Genomic DNA, 14208 nt, shown 5'->3' with positions numbered 1-14208 from the left:
GACAGAATCATTGATAGGAAAGTGTTCGGGTTCTAGGGTGACGGTGGCTCAGTAGCCGCACGGTCACCATGAGTTGCGTGTCGGTCGTCAGGAAGGCCCCGGTCATGCCGCACCCGAACGCGTCCCCGTCCGCCCGCTCCGAGCGCACGGTCGTCAGCCGCCGTCGTCTCCTGGAGTCCTCCGCCGCCGTACTCGGCGCGCTCGCCCTGTCCGGCCCGTCCACCGCCGCACACGCCGCCGGCCCGCGGGCGGCGGCCGACGACCGCGCGGAGTGGAACGGCCACATGAACCTGTTCCAGGTGGGCACCGAGCCCCCGCACACCACGCTCATGCCGTACGCGAACCTCGCCCAGGCGCTGAAGGCCGACCGCACCGCCTCGCCGTACCGGATGAGCCTCGACGGAACCTGGAAGTTCGCCTACGCCGACCGCCCCGACGACCGGGACGCCGACTTCCACCGCACCGACCTCGACGACCGGGACTGGGAGACCATCCCCGTCCCCTCCGTGTGGCAGCTGCACGGCCACGACTTCCCGATCTACGTCAACATCACCTACCCCTACTGGGGCCCCAACGGCCTCGGCGAGAACCCCCGGCCGCCCGCCGCGCCGACCCGCTACAACCCCGTCGGCCAGTACCGGCGCACCTTCACCGTCCCCGGCGACTGGTCCGGCCGCCGTACCTTCCTGCACTTCGAGGGCGTCAAGTCCGCGCACTACGTGTGGATCAACGGACAGCTCGTCGGGTACCACGAGGACTCCTACACCCCCGCCGAGTACGACATCACCGACCACCTGAGGGCCGGCACCAACCAGATCGCCGTCGAGGTCTACCGCTACTCCGACGGCGACTGGCTGGAGGACCAGGACATGATCCGGCTGAGCGGCATCTTCCGCTCGGTCTACCTGTACTCCACGCCGAGCGTGCACCTGCGCGACTTCAAGCTGGACACCCCGCTCGGCGACGGCTACCGGTCGGCGGAGCTGAAGGTCACCGCGAGCGTGCGCGACTACGGCGGCGAGGGCGGCGGCCGGCACACCGTCGAGTGCGCCCTGTACGACGCCGACGGCCACCCCGTGTGGCCGCGGCCCCTGCCGCTGAGCGCCGACCTCGGCTCCGGCGGCGAGCTGACCGTGCAGGCCGCCAGGGCCGTACCCGATCCGAAGCTGTGGTCGGCCGAGCGGCCGTATCTGTACACCGCCGTGCTCCGGCTGCGCGACCCGGCCGGGAAGGTGACCGAGACGCTCTCGCACCGGGTCGGGCTGCGCGAGTTCGCGCTCAGGGACGGTCTGATGCGCATCAACGGCCGGCCGGTGTCGTTCCGCGGCACCAACCGCCACGAGATGCACCCCGAGCGCGGCACCGCGCTCACCCGCGCCGACCTGGTGCGGGACATCGAGATCATCAAGCGGATGAACATCAACTCCGTCCGCACCTCCCACTACCCGAACAATCCGCAGTGGCTGGAACTCGCGGACGAGTACGGTCTCTACCTCGTCGACGAGACCAACCTGGAGACGCACGGCGTCCGCGACCAGTACCCCGGCAGCCACCCGGAGTGGACCGCCGCCTGCGTCGCCCGCGCGCAGAACATGGTCCACCGCGACAAGAACCACGCCTCGGTGGTCATCTGGTCCCTCGGCAACGAGGCCGGCGGCGGCAGCACGTTCTCCGCCATGCACGACTGGATCCGCTCCTACGACCCCACCCGCGTCATCCAGTACGAGGGCGACGACCGCCCCGGCGTCAGCGACATCCGCTCGGAGATGTACGACACCCCCGCGCGTGTGGAGCAGCGGGCGAAGGACACCACCGACACCCGGCCGTACGTCATGATCGAGTACGCCCACGCGATGGGGAACTCCAACGGCAACCTCAAGAAGTACTGGGACCTGATCCGGCGCTACGACGTACTGCAGGGCGGCTGGATCTGGGACTTCGTCGACCAGTCGCTGAGCTGGCCGACCCCCGCGCGCACCCTCCTCACCGAGACCGGGCCGGCCGGGCTGCGCGGTGAGATCCTCCCCGCGCACGGCCGCTTCGACCGGGCCAAGGGCATCAGCGGCGGCACCGTCTTCGCCCGCGACGACCGCCTCGACCTCACCGGCTCGCTGACCCTGGAAGCCTGGATCACCCCGCGCGTCACCGGCTACCACCAGCCGGTCCTCGCCAAGGGCGACACCCAGTACGCCCTCAAACAGACCGACAGCAACCTGGAGTTCTTCATCCACAGCGCCGGTCAGTGGATCACCGCGAGCTGGGCCCTGCCCGCGGACTGGACCGGCCGCGAACACCATGTCGCCGGCGTCTTCGACGCGGACGCGGGCACGGTGACGCTGTACGCCGACGGCGCGGTGCGGGCGACGCGGACGACCACCTCGCGGCCGGCCGTCACCGCCGCGCCGCTCTCCCTCGCCACCGATGTCGACAACCCGACCCGCGAGTTCAGCGGCACGATCCGGCGGGCGCGGGTGTACGCCCGTGCGCTGGGGGCCGGTGAGCTGGCCGCGGAGGGGCGCGGGCCGGGGGACGCCGGGGTGCGGTTCTGGTTCGACGCGGCCACGGTGGGGCTCACCGAGGCCGTGCCGCAGCAGAAGACCTTCTTCGCGTACGGCGGCGACTGGGGGGACAACCCCAACGACGGCGCCTTCGTCGCCGACGGCATCGTCACCGCCGATCGCGGCCACACCGGCAAGGCCGCCGAGGTCAAGCGGATCTACCAGGCGATCAACGCCGCCCCGGCCGGTGGGGACCCGCGCCGGGTCACGCTCACCAACGAGCACCTCTTCACCAACCTCCGGCAGTTCGACGGCAGTTGGTCGCTGGTCGCCGATGGCGTCGTCGTGCAGAGGGGGAAGCTGACCCGGGATCAGCTGGACGTCCCGCCGCTCACGCGCAAGGACGTCACCGTGCCGCTGAGCCTGCCCGGCAGCCCCGCGCCCGGCACGGACCACTTCCTCGAGCTGTCCTTCACCACCCGGGAGGCCACCCCCTGGGCGAAGGAAGGCTTCGAGGTGGCCCGGCAGCAGATCCCGCTCGACGCGGGCAGCCCGGCCGTGACGCCCGCCCCGCTCGGCTCCGTGCCCGCGCTGCGGTACGCCGACACGGCCGCGTCCGTCACCGTCACCGGTGCGGACTTCACCGTCACCGTCGACAAGCGGACCGGTCTCCTCACCACCTACGAGGCCGCCGGGATGAGCCTGATCGCCTCGGGACCGGTACCCAACTACTGGCGTGCGCCCACCGACAACGACCGCGGCAACGGCCAGCACACCCGCAACCAGACCTGGCGCGACGCGGGCGCCCGCCGGGCCGTGACCGGGGTGACCGTGCGGCCCCTGCGCGACCGCGCCGTCGAGATCAAGGTGACCGGCACCCTGCCCACCACGGTCGTGTCGGCGTACTCCACCACCTACACCGTGTTCGGCAACGCCGAGATCCGCGTCGACCACAGCCTGCACCCGGGCGCCGCGAGCCTGCCCTACCTCCCGGAGGTCGGCACGATGCTGTTCCTGCCGGAGCGGCTGGAGCACCTGCACTACTACGGGCGCGGGCCCGAGGACAACTACTGGGACCGCAACGACGGCACCGACGTCGGCCTGTACTCCGGGACCGTCTCCGAGCAGTGGACCTCCTACATCCGCCCCCAGGAGAACGGCAACAAGACGGACGTGCGCTGGGCCGCCCTCACGGACGCCGCCGGCCGTGGCCTGCTGGTGTCCGGGGAGCCGCTGATCGAGGTCAACGCCTCCCGCTTCACCCCCGAGGACCTCTCCCTCGGCGTCCGCCACGACTACCAGCTCACCCCCCGCAAGGAGGTCGTCCTCCGGGTCAACCACCGCCAGATGGGCGTGGGCGGCGACAACAGCTGGGGCGCCCACACCCACGACGAGTACAAACTCTTCACCGACCACGACTACGCGTACACCTACCGCCTGCGCCCCCTCAAGGACGTGGACCGGGCGACCTCGCTGTCCCGCCGGCCGACCGGGACCGTCTGACCCGGGCCCTGTCCCGCCGGCCGACCGGAACCGTCCGACCCGGGCGGCCCGGGGGCCCGCGGGTGGTGGAGGACTCTCTCGTCACCCCCGGGCAAGGACCAAGATCACACCCTCTGTGCGGGCGAGATCCGTGATCGGCGTGGCGGGGAGGCGGTGAGGGAGAAAGAATCCGTGGGTCAGCACTTCACGGCACACCCGAAAAGGAAGTCCCCATGGTCGAGCAGGACGAGCGCTTCGACGTCGTGGTCCTCGGCGCGGGCCCCGGCGGCTACGTGGCCGCGATCCGAGCCGCCCAGCTGGGCAAGCGCGTCGCCGTCGTCGAGGAGAAGTACTGGGGCGGCGTCTGCCTGAACGTCGGCTGCATCCCCACCAAGGCGCTCCTGCGCAACGCCGAGCTCGCGCACATCGTCACCCGTGAGGCGAAGACCTTCGGCATCAAGTCGGACAGCCCCATCTCCTTCGACTACGGCGAGGCCTTCCGCCGCAGCCGCCGCGTCGCCGACGGCCGGGTCAAGGGCGTCCACTACCTGATGAAGAAGAACAAGATCACGGAGTTCGACGGCCGTGGGACCTTCCTCGACGCGAACACCCTCCAGGTCGCCGACTACGACGGCAACACGCGCACGATCGGCTTCGACCACTGCATCATCGCCACCGGCGCCACCCCCAAGCTGCTGCCCAACACCAAGCGCAGCGCGCGCGTGGTGACCTACGAGGAGCAGATCCTCGCCGAGGACCTCCCGCAGTCGATCGTCATCGCGGGCGCCGGCGCGATCGGCATCGAGTTCGCCTACGTGCTGCACAACTACGGCGTCAAGGTCACCATCGTCGAGTTCCTGGACCGCGTCGCCCCGCTGGAGGACGCCGAGGTCTCCGCCGAGCTGGCCAAGCAGTACCGCAAGCTCGGCATCGACGTGCTCACCTCCACCCGGGTGGACGCCATCGACGAGTCCGGCCCCCAGGTCCGTGTCACCGTCACCGCCAAGGACGGCTCCCAGCAGGTGCTGGAGGCCGACAAGGTGCTCCAGGCCATCGGCTTCGCCCCGAACGTCGAGGGCTACGGCCTGGAGAACACCGGCGTCAAGGTCACCGACCGCGGCGCCATCGACGTCGACGGCCGCTGCCGGACCTCCGTGCCGCACATCTACGCCATCGGCGACGTCACCGCCAAGCTGATGCTCGCGCACGCCGCCGAGGCCATGGGCGTGGTCGCCGCCGAGACCATCGCGGACGCGGAGACCATGGAGCTGGAGTACGCCATGATCCCGCGCGCCACGTACTGCCAGCCGCAGATCGCCAGCTTCGGCTACACCGAGGCCCAGGCCCGCGACCTCGGCTACGACGTGAAGGTCGCGAAGTTCCCCTTCACCGCCAACGGCAAGGCGCACGGTCTCGGCGACTCCACCGGCTTCGTCAAGCTGATCAGCGACGCGAAGTACGGCGAGCTGATCGGCGGCCACCTCATCGGCCCCGACGTCACCGAGCTGCTGCCCGAGCTGACCCTGGCCCAGCAGTGGGACCTCACCGTCCACGAGGTCGCCCGCAACGTCCACGCCCACCCGACGCTGGGCGAGGCGGTCAAGGAGGCCGTCCACGGACTCGCCGGACACATGATCAACTTCTAGCGCGGTTCACCGGTGCTCGTCCCGCCCGGGCGAGCACCGGACCGGGCGGGCAGCGACCCGGGCGAGCAGCGGCCCGAGCGCCAGCAGCACCGCCAGCGCCGCGTAGCCGTACGTCAGGGTCGCCGCCGACGCCACACCCGCGACCAGCAACGGCCCGCCCGCATCGCCCAGTTCCCGGCCCAGCTCCGCCGCCCCCATGGTCTGCCCGAGCCGCTCCTTCGGCGTCCCCGCGGCCAGCGCGGCGAATCCCAGCGGCGTGATCAGCCCGGTGCCGACCCCGATCAGCGCGGCGGCGAGCAGCACGCCCACCAGGCCCGGCAGCATCGCGCATCCGGCCCCGGCCGCCGCCAGGAGCAGCCCCGCGCCCAGCCCGGTCCCCGTGCGCAGCCGCCCGGCGTCCAGCGCCCGCCCGGCCCGCGGCTGCACCACCGCCGCGCACGCCGCCAGCACCGACACCGCAGCGCCCGTCGCCACGGGCCCGAGCCCGGCCGCACGCCCGGACACCGGCAGGAAGCCCACCCCCACCGACAGCGCGGCCGTCGCCCCGGCCAAAGCCGCCGTCGGTACCAGGAACCCCGGGTCGGCCAGTCGCCGCGCCAGATCCACCACCGTCTGCCGCTCCTTGGGCAGCGGCGGTACGACCGGCACGGCCACCCACGCCCAGAGCGCCACGGCCGCGCCGAGCACCGCGAGCAGCCCGAACAGCAGCCGCAGCCCCCCGGCCCACACCAGCACCCCGCCCAGCAGCGGGCCCGGCGTGTAGCCGGCGGATTTGAAGAAGCCGTAGCTGCCGAAGGCACGGCCCTGCCGCGCCGCCGGGTTCAGCCGGGACACCAGCGCCGACGCCGACGGGGAGAACGCGGAGGCCGCCGCGCCCTGGCCGAGCCGCGCCGCCCACAGCCAGCCGGGCCGGTCCACGGCGACGTACAGGGCGGACGCGGCCGCGAACGCGACCAGCCCGCCGAGCAGCACCGGGCGCGCCCCGACCCGGTCGGCCAGCGTGCCGAACAACGGTTTGAGCAGGACCTCCGCACCGTCGTAGAGCGCGAGGAGACCACCGAGGACGAGCAGCGAGGTGACGGCGTCCGCGTCGGCGGCGCCGAGGTTCGCGGCGACGCCGTGCGCCCCGAAGGCGGTGGTGAAACCGGCCGCGTACAGCGGCCCCGTCGTCCGGCGCGGCGCCGGCTCCGGCGGCGTCACCGCGGCCCGGCCGGGGGTGCTCCGCGTGCCGGCCGGCGGCCGGTGACGACTGCGTGGGGCATGGCCCGTATCGTAACGACGCGACGGCAGCGGGTGAACGCGTCCCGAGCGATCCGTCCCGGCGCAGCCCCCGCCGCGTTGATGTCGGATTTCCGCCAGCCCGGCCCGTGGGCGTGGCCGATGCTTGAGGCATGCAGAACGGGATGCACACCGACCGGGAGCGGTGCGTGCGCGCCGTCCAGTCCAAGGACGCGCGCTTCGACGGCTGGTTCTTCACCGCCGTCCTGACCACCGGCATCTACTGCCGGCCCAGCTGCCCGGCCGTGCCGCCGAAACCCGACAACATGATCTTCCAGCCGAGCGCGGCCGCCTGCCAGCAGGCCGGCTTCCGCGCCTGCAAGCGCTGCCGCCCCGACACCAGCCCCGGCTCACCCGAGTGGAACCAGCGCGCCGACCTCACCGCCCGCGCCATGCGGCTGATCGCCGACGGCGTCGTCGACCGCGAGGGCGTGCCCGGACTCGCCTCCCGGCTCGGCTACAGCACCCGCCAGGTCGAACGCCAGCTGCTCGCCGAGCTGGGCGCCGGCCCCCTCGCCCTGGCCCGCGCCCAGCGCGCCCAGACCGCGCGCCTGCTCATCGAGACGACCCCGCTGCCGATGGCGGACATCGCCTTCGCCGCCGGCTTCTCCTCGATCCGCACCTTCAACGACACCGTCCGCGAGGTCTTCGCCCTCGCCCCGAGCGACCTGCGCGCCCGCGCCCCGCACAGCGCCGTACCGGCCGCCCCCGGCACCCTGTCGCTGCGCCTGCCCTTCCGGGCCCCGCTCAACCCCGACAACCTCTTCGGCCACCTCGCCGCGACCGCCGTACCCGGCGTGGAGGAGTGGCGCGAGGGCTCCTACCGGCGCACGCTGCGGCTGCCGTACGGCCACGGCATCGTCGCCCTCACGCCCCGGCCCGACCACATCGCCTGCCGCCTCACCCTCACCGACCTGCGCGACCTCACCGTCGCCATCAGCCGCTGCCGCCGGCTGCTCGACCTGGACGCCGACCCGGTCGCCGTCGACGACGCGCTGCGCGCCGACCCGCTGCTCGCGCCCCTGGTCGACAAGGCCCCCGGGCGGCGTGTGCCGCGCACGGTCGACGAGGCGGAGTTCGCGGTACGGGCCGTGCTCGGCCAGCAGGTGTCCACGGCCGCCGCCCGCACCCACGCCGCCCGGCTCACCACGGCGCACGGCGAGCCGGTCACCGACCCGGAGGGCGGCCTGACCCACCTCTTCCCGTCCCCGCAGGCCCTCGCGGCGGTCGACCCCGAGACCCTGGCGATGCCCCGCACCCGCCGCACCACACTCACCACCCTGGTCGCCCACCTGGCGGACGGCTCCCTCCACCTGGGCGTCGAGAGCGACTGGGCCGAGACCCGCGCCCGGCTGCTGGACCTGCCCGGCTTCGGTCCCTGGACCGTCGACGTCATCGCCATGCGCGCCCTCGGCGACCCCGACGCCTTCCTCCCCACCGACCTCGGCATCCGGCGCGCGGCCGCCGAGCTGGGCCTGCCCGCCACCCCGGCCGCCCTCACCGCCCGCGCGACGGCCTGGCGCCCCTGGCGGGCCTACGCCGTGCAGTACCTGTGGGCGACCGACGACCACCCCATCAACTTCCTGCCCGTGTGAGGACGTTCATGAAGCAGCACACCGTGATCGACAGCCCCTGCGGCCCGCTCACCCTCGTCGCCGACGACGGCGTCCTGTGCGGGCTGTACATGACCGCGCAACGCCACCGCCCACCCGAGGAGACCTTCGGTGACCGCGACCCGACCCCGTTCGCCGAGGCGGAGGAGCAGCTGAAGGCCTACTTCGCGGGCCAGTTGCGCGAGTTCACCCTCGAACTGCGCCTGGCCGGCACCCCGTTCCAGCGCAGGGTCTGGGAACTGCTGCGGGCCATCCCCTACGGCGAGCGGCGCACCTACGGCGACCTGGCCGCCGCCCTCGGCGCCCCGCGTGCCTCCCGCGCCGTCGGCCTCGCCAACGGCAAGAACCCGATCGGGATCATCGTCCCCTGCCACCGCGTCGTCGGCGCCGACGGCGGCCTCACCGGCTACGGCGGCGGCCTGTCCCGCAAGCGCCAACTGCTGGACTTCGAAGGCGGTGCGGCGCTGTTCTGACCACCCTGCGCACGTGCTGTGCAGATTCGCCGCAGACCCACCGGGACCGGACGACTGCCCTCCGTATGCGTGTTTGGATCTTCCGGCAGCCAGTACGAAGGGAACAGTCATGAACTCCGTTTACCAGGTCGAGACCGCCGAGATCTCCGAGGCCGAACTCGACGACGTCGCCGGTGGTCTCGCCGTGCACGCCGGTGTCGGCCTCGGCGCCGGGCTCGCCGTCGGCGCGGCCGGGACCGAGGCGTGCCTCCAGGCCCAGGTCTGCGTCGAGGTCGCGCTCTGAGCGTGGCCTGACACCCGCGGACTCCGACCGCGCCGGAGTCGGGCGCGGTCGGAGTCCGCGGGCTCACCCGCCCTCGCCGCCGCCGATCCGGCGCAGCAGCGCGGGCAGGGCCGTACCGATGGGCTCGCGGATCACCTCGTCCGCGAGTTCGTCGTACGGCGTCGGCTCGGCGTTGACGATGACCAGCCGCGCCCCGTGGTCGACGGCGACACCCGCGAGCCCGGCCGCCGGATGCACCTGCAGCGAGGTGCCGACGGCGATGAACACCTGGCACGCCTTGCTGACCGCGGCGGCCTCACCGAGCACCATCGCATCGAGCCGCTCGCCGAACATGACGGTCGCCGACTTCAGGATGCCGCCGCACTCCAGGCAGGACGGGTCCTCCTCACCGGCGTCGACCCGGGCCAGGGCCTCCTCCATCGAACTGCGCGCCCGACACGCCGTACACACCACGCCGCGGGCGCTGCCGTGCAGTTCGAGCACCTTGCGGGCGGGCATCCCGGCCAGCTGGTGCAGCCCGTCCACGTTCTGCGTGATCACCCGCACCGGCACGCCCGTCCGCTCCAGCTCCGCGACGGCCCGGTGCGCGGCGTTGGGCCGCGCCTCGAGCGCGCCGCTCTCGCGCCGCATCCGCCAGGAGCGCCGCCGGATCTCCGGATCCGCCATGTAGTACGTGTACGTCACGAGCTTCTCGGCATCCGGATCGCGCCGCCACAGCCCCTGCGGGCCTCGGTAGTCGGGGATGCCGGAGTCGGTCGAGATGCCCGCCCCGCTGAGGATCGCTACGAGGGGCCTGGTCATGGAGCCGAGCGTAGGACGCCCGTCGGCGCGGAGCGAGCGGGTATCCGACCGGCAGGGCCAGGGACGGGGGCGGCCGATAAGCAGTCGTCCGGGCGGGTGGGGCCCCGCTACGGTGGCCCGGTGCCCGAGCTGACGACCGACCGGCTTCTGCTGCGCCACTGGCGCGCGTCCGACCTCGCCCCGTGGGCGGCCCTGAACGCCGACCCCGAGGTCCGCGCGTACTTCCCCGGCGTCCTCACGCCCGAGCGGAGCGACGCGTCCGTGGCCCGTTTCCAGGCCGACCTGGACCGGCGGGGCTGGGGCTGGTGGGCCCTCGAGGTGCGGGCCACCGGCGCGTTCATCGGGTTCGCCGGGCTGGACCCGGTGGAGGAGGACATGCCGTTCACCGGGGTGGAGGCCGGGTGGCGGCTGGCCCGCCCCGCCTGGGGACACGGCTACGCCACCGAGGCCGCCCGAGCGGTCCTCGACTTCGGCTTCACCCGTCTCGGGCTCCAGGAGATCCTCGCGGTCACGGCGGCCGGCAACGTCCGCTCGCAGGCCGTGATGCGCCGGCTCGGCATGACCCACGACCCGGCCGACGATTTCGACGACCCGGCCGTGCCGGACGGCCCGCTGCGCCGGAGCGTCGTGTACCGGCTCCACGCCCCCTGCGCAGGCCGCTGAGGACGGGACCAGAACCCGTCCCTCCGGCGACCGCCCGGTGCTACTGTCCCGCACATGGCCAAGGTCACCGTCTCGCTCGACGCCGAACTGGTCGTCGAGGTCATGGTCCTGGCGGGCGTGGGCAGCCCCCAGGACGCCGTCGAACTCGTCGTCCGCGACTACATCGAGCGCGGCCACCGCACCGAGGCCCGCACGGCGACCCGGGACGAGGCGCTGCGCCAGGTCGACGTCAAGCCGAGGGACGTCCAGGGCTGAGCACGCCGCCGCTCACGCGACCTTCTGCCCGTTCTCCAGTTCCGCCGTGCCCGAGCCCTCCGCCAGGACGTCGAGGGCGGCCAAGACCCGGCTGCCCAGGGGATCGAGGAGATAGCCGGTCAGCTCCTCGCGCGGCACCAGCCGCCAGGACAGCAGCTCCTCCTCCTGCAGCCGGATCGCCCGGAAGTCGTCCTCGGTCAGCACACCGCCGTCGTACAGATACGACACCAGCGGCGGCCGGCCGGGACCGTGCGACCAGTCCACGGTGAGCAGCCGGCCCAGCGGCCGGTCCAGGCCGATCTCCTCCAGCGTCTCGCGCCGCGCGCCCTGCCGCGGCGTCTCACCGTCGTCGGACTCGATCGTGCCGCCCGGCAGCGCCCACCCCTCGCGGTAGTTGGGCTCCACCAGCAGCACCCGGCCCTCGGCGTCCCGGAACAGCGCGGCGGCCCCGGCGAGCACGCGCGGGAGGGAGGCGATGTACGTCGCGAAGTCAGCTGTGGTCATCCAGGAAGGGTAACCAGCACGCGCCCGCCTCAGGCCTGTGTCCCGGCCAGCCGCAGCGTCCGCTCGGCCAGCTCGCTGATGCGCACCCCGTCGAAGCCGAACACCGCGCTGCGCACGGTGTCCTCCAGGGGCTCCTTCCACTGCGCGGGGATCGCCGCCGCACCGGCCAGCACACCGGCCACCGACCCCGCCGTCGCCCCGTTGGAGTCGGTGTCCAGGCCACCGCGCACGGTCAGCGCGATGGTCCGGGTGAAGTCGCCGTCGCCGTAGAGCAGGCCCGCCGTGAGCACCGCGGCGTTCGGCACGGTGTGGATCCAGCCCAGACCGGCGGTCTCCTCCTCCACCGTGGCCAGGGTGTCCTCCCAGGGCAGCCGCGTCTCGTGCAGGGACATCACCCGGCGCACGGTCCGCGCCAGACGGCTACTCGCCGGCACCACCCCCAGCGCGCTCTCCAGCGCCTCCCGCACCCCGGCCGCGCCGAACGCGGCGGAGATCAGCGCGGCTGCGAACATGGCGCCGTACACGCCGTTGCCGGTGTGCGACAGCACCGCGTCCCGCCGGGCCAGCAGGGCCGCGCGGCGCGGGGCGCCGGGGCACGTCCAGCCGAAGACGTCCGCGCGGATCAGGGCGCCGATCCACTCCTGATAGGGGTTGTCGAAGGTCGCCGTCAGCGGCGGCTTCAGCCCGTTGGCGAGATTGCGGTACGCCGCCCGCTCCGCCGTGAAGGTCTGCAGATACGGCAGCCTCAGCAGCCACAGGTCGCCGACCTGCTCGGTGCTGAAGGCGAAGCCGTACGTCTCCAGCAGGTGCAGACCGAGGATCGCGTAGTCGATGTCGTCGTCCCGGCAGCTGCCGTGGACGCGGCCGCGCACGCAGTCACGCCACTCCGGGCGCAGCGGCGGGTCGTGCGCACCGCCGTCCGCGGGCTCGGGCAGGTAGTCGGTCAGCGGGAGCGCGGCGGCCCGCCGCAGGTAGCGGTCGATGCGCTCCCGGGTCCACACCTCGCCCTGTTCCACCGGCTTGCCGAGCATGTTGCCCGCGATCCGGCCCAGCCAGCCTCCGAGGATGCGGTCGGCCAGTTCCGGCGTCGTGCCCACAGCGGTCATGGGGGAGGGGTACCCGCTCGCGGCCGGGTCTGCGCGGGCGACGGGGCCGGGTCCGCGCGTGCGGGGGACGGGGTCTGCGCAGGCGAGCGGGCGTTCCAGCCAGCGGGCGGGGCATGACGTAAGGGGTGTCCTCCGGTTATGGTCGCAGCGGCGCGACTGGCCCCGACGTGCGTCGGAGCCCGGAGAGCAAGGGGATAGCAAGGTGGCGGACGCTGCTGTGGAGGGCACCCGGCGGGTGCTCGTTGCCGCGGACAAGTTCAAGGGCTCGCTGACGGCGGTCGAGGTCGCCCAGCGGGTGACGGCCGGGCTGCGCCGGGTCGTACCCGGCGTGGAGGTCGAGACGCTCCCCGTCGCGGACGGCGGTGACGGCACGGTCGCGGCTGCCGTGGCGGCCGGTTTCGAACGCCGGGAGGTCCGGGTCACCGGCCCGCTCGGCGAGCCGGTCACGGCTGCCTTCGCGCTGCGCGACGGCACCGCGGTGGTGGAGATGGCCGAGGCCTCGGGCCTCCAGCTGCTCCCGGCGGGCGTCTTCGCCCCGCTGACCGCCACGACCTACGGCTCCGGCGAGGTGCTGAAGGCCGCGCTCGACGCGGGTGCCCGCACGATCGTGTTCGGTGTGGGCGGCAGCGCCACCACCGACGGCGGCGCCGGCATGCTGGCCGCCCTCGGCGCGGTGTTCCTGGACGCCGACGGAGAGCCGGTCGGCCCGGGCGGCGGCGCGCTGGCGGACCTCGCCTCGGCCGACCTGTCGGGCGTGGACCCCCGCTTCGCCGAGGTGGACTTCGTCCTCGCCAGCGACGTGGACAACCCCCTCACCGGCCCGAAGGGCTGCGCGGCGGTGTACGGACCGCAGAAGGGCGCCTCCGAGGAGGACGTGGCCACCCTCGACGCGGCCCTCGCCCACTACGCGGAGGTGCTGGAGAAGGCCATCGGCCCCAAGGCCGCCGAGCTCGCCGCGTCCCCGGGCGCCGGCGGCGCGGGCGGCATCGGCTACGGCGCCCTGCTGCTCGGCGCGAGCTTCCGCCCCGGCATCGAGCTGATGCTGGACGTGCTGGGCTTCGGTCCGGCCCTGGAGCGCGCCTCGCTGGTGATCACCGGCGAGGGCTCCCTGGACGAGCAGACCCTGCACGGCAAGGCCCCGGCGGGCGTCGCCGCGGCGGCGCGGGCGGCGGACAAGGAGGTCGTGGCGGTCTGCGGCCGCCTCGCCCTGCCGCACGAGGCGCTGGGCCGCGCGGGCATCCGCCGCGCCTACCCCCTGACGGAGATCGAGCCGGACGTCGCGAAGTGCATCGCGGATGCCGGTCCCATCCTGGAGCGAGTGGCGGAGCAGATCGCGAAGGACTACCTGCGCTGAGCCCTCCGGGGGCCGGGGTGGGCTTCAGCACGCCTGCTCTCTGCGCCCGGAGCCCGCGTGACCCACCGGCGACCCCGGAGACCCCGTCCGCACGGACGGCGTCCCCGGGGTCGCCGTCTCTCCCGCCCGCTCCGGAGCCGCGCTGCCGGCACAGGCGCGCCAGGCCGTGTGCCGGACCCCGCCGGTGCCGACGTGCTGCGGCCTGTCACCGGTGCCGGGTCATGTCCGGGATCCTGCTGGTGCCGGCGCGTT

Annotated in this window: 12 protein-coding genes; 8 read left to right on the top strand and 4 right to left on the bottom strand. The window is 73.5% G+C overall.

Translation table 11 applies throughout. The features are described from left to right. Positions 1-104: 104 nt before the first annotated feature. Both AB0E88_RS10940 and lpdA read left to right on the top strand, forming a co-directional pair. Positions 105-4001 carry a glycoside hydrolase family 2 TIM barrel-domain containing protein gene (locus tag AB0E88_RS10940; protein ID WP_361627420.1) on the top strand — a complete coding sequence of 1299 codons (3897 nt, stop codon included), beginning with the start codon at positions 105-107 and terminating at the stop codon, positions 3999-4001. 212 nt (positions 4002-4213) lie between these two features. After that, a complete protein-coding gene (gene lpdA, locus AB0E88_RS10935; protein ID WP_361627351.1) occupies positions 4214-5626 on the top strand; it encodes a dihydrolipoyl dehydrogenase in 1413 nt (470 codons plus the stop codon). Between the two features lie 6 nt (positions 5627-5632). Here lpdA and AB0E88_RS10930 read toward each other — a convergent pair whose 3' ends face one another. After that, the gene (locus AB0E88_RS10930) at positions 5633-6826 is read right to left on the bottom strand and encodes an MFS transporter (RefSeq protein WP_361627348.1); all 1194 of its coding nucleotides are present in this window, start codon (positions 6824-6826) and stop codon (positions 5633-5635) included. 191 nt (positions 6827-7017) lie between these two features. On the opposite strand from AB0E88_RS10930, the gene AB0E88_RS10925 reads away from it, so the two are divergent. From AB0E88_RS10925 to AB0E88_RS10915, 3 genes are all read left to right on the top strand, one after another. After that, positions 7018-8499: an AlkA N-terminal domain-containing protein gene (locus AB0E88_RS10925; protein ID WP_361627345.1), complete on the top strand. Its 1482-nt coding sequence runs from the start codon at positions 7018-7020 to the stop codon at positions 8497-8499. An 8-nt stretch (positions 8500-8507) separates the two neighbouring features. Further along, positions 8508-8990, top strand: a complete 483-nt coding sequence (locus AB0E88_RS10920; protein WP_361627342.1) for a methylated-DNA--[protein]-cysteine S-methyltransferase — start codon at positions 8508-8510, stop codon at positions 8988-8990. Positions 8991-9099: 109 nt separating this feature from the next. Next, positions 9100-9273, top strand: a complete 174-nt coding sequence (locus tag AB0E88_RS10915; protein WP_361627339.1) for a type A2 lantipeptide — start codon at positions 9100-9102, stop codon at positions 9271-9273. Positions 9274-9336: 63 nt separating this feature from the next. Here AB0E88_RS10915 and AB0E88_RS10910 read toward each other — a convergent pair whose 3' ends face one another. Further along, positions 9337-10074: a Sir2 family NAD-dependent protein deacetylase gene (locus AB0E88_RS10910; protein ID WP_361627336.1), complete on the bottom strand. Its 738-nt coding sequence runs from the start codon at positions 10072-10074 to the stop codon at positions 9337-9339. A gap of 120 nt (positions 10075-10194) precedes the next feature. Between AB0E88_RS10910 and AB0E88_RS10905 the strand changes: the two genes are divergently transcribed. Further along, a complete protein-coding gene (locus tag AB0E88_RS10905; protein ID WP_361627333.1) occupies positions 10195-10737 on the top strand; it encodes a GNAT family N-acetyltransferase in 543 nt (180 codons plus the stop codon). Positions 10738-10791: 54 nt separating this feature from the next. Beyond that, positions 10792-10992 (top strand): type II toxin-antitoxin system VapB family antitoxin, encoded by a 201-nt coding sequence (locus AB0E88_RS10900; RefSeq protein ID WP_361627330.1) that lies wholly within the window; start codon positions 10792-10794, stop codon positions 10990-10992. Between the two features lie 12 nt (positions 10993-11004). On the opposite strand, the gene AB0E88_RS10895 is transcribed toward AB0E88_RS10900, so the two are convergent. Both AB0E88_RS10895 and AB0E88_RS10890 read right to left on the bottom strand, forming a co-directional pair. Beyond that, positions 11005-11496: an NUDIX hydrolase gene (locus AB0E88_RS10895; RefSeq protein WP_361627327.1), complete on the bottom strand. Its 492-nt coding sequence runs from the start codon at positions 11494-11496 to the stop codon at positions 11005-11007. 29 nt (positions 11497-11525) lie between these two features. Beyond that, positions 11526-12602 (bottom strand): ADP-ribosylglycohydrolase family protein, encoded by a 1077-nt coding sequence (locus AB0E88_RS10890; RefSeq protein WP_361627324.1) that lies wholly within the window; start codon positions 12600-12602, stop codon positions 11526-11528. Positions 12603-12804: 202 nt separating this feature from the next. Between AB0E88_RS10890 and AB0E88_RS10885 the strand changes: the two genes are divergently transcribed. Further along, positions 12805-13956, top strand: a complete 1152-nt coding sequence (locus AB0E88_RS10885; RefSeq protein WP_361627321.1) for a glycerate kinase — start codon at positions 12805-12807, stop codon at positions 13954-13956. Positions 13957-14208: the final 252 nt, after the last annotated feature.

Source organism: Streptomyces sp. NPDC028635, assembly GCF_040637635.1.
Classification (GTDB): domain Bacteria; phylum Actinomycetota; class Actinomycetes; order Streptomycetales; family Streptomycetaceae; genus Streptomyces.
Note: the sequence above shows the minus strand (reverse complement) of the source record. Positions and strands in the feature narration are given on the sequence as shown.

What these genes read in the sequence shown, in the direction of transcription:
- AB0E88_RS10940 (WP_361627420.1), top strand. Translation starts at nt 105, where the DNA reads ATGCCGCACCCGAACGCGTCCCCGTCCGCCCGCTCCGAGCGCACGGTC.
- lpdA (WP_361627351.1), top strand. Translation starts at nt 4,214, where the DNA reads ATGGTCGAGCAGGACGAGCGCTTCGACGTCGTGGTCCTCGGCGCGGGC.
- AB0E88_RS10925 (WP_361627345.1), top strand. Translation starts at nt 7,018, where the DNA reads ATGCAGAACGGGATGCACACCGACCGGGAGCGGTGCGTGCGCGCCGTC.
- AB0E88_RS10920 (WP_361627342.1), top strand. Translation starts at nt 8,508, where the DNA reads ATGAAGCAGCACACCGTGATCGACAGCCCCTGCGGCCCGCTCACCCTC.
- AB0E88_RS10915 (WP_361627339.1), top strand. Translation starts at nt 9,100, where the DNA reads ATGAACTCCGTTTACCAGGTCGAGACCGCCGAGATCTCCGAGGCCGAA.
- AB0E88_RS10910 (WP_361627336.1), bottom strand. Translation starts at nt 10,074, where the DNA reads ATGACCAGGCCCCTCGTAGCGATCCTCAGCGGGGCGGGCATCTCGACC.
- AB0E88_RS10900 (WP_361627330.1), top strand. Translation starts at nt 10,792, where the DNA reads ATGGCCAAGGTCACCGTCTCGCTCGACGCCGAACTGGTCGTCGAGGTC.
- AB0E88_RS10895 (WP_361627327.1), bottom strand. Translation starts at nt 11,496, where the DNA reads ATGACCACAGCTGACTTCGCGACGTACATCGCCTCCCTCCCGCGCGTG.
- AB0E88_RS10890 (WP_361627324.1), bottom strand. Translation starts at nt 12,602, where the DNA reads ATGACCGCTGTGGGCACGACGCCGGAACTGGCCGACCGCATCCTCGGA.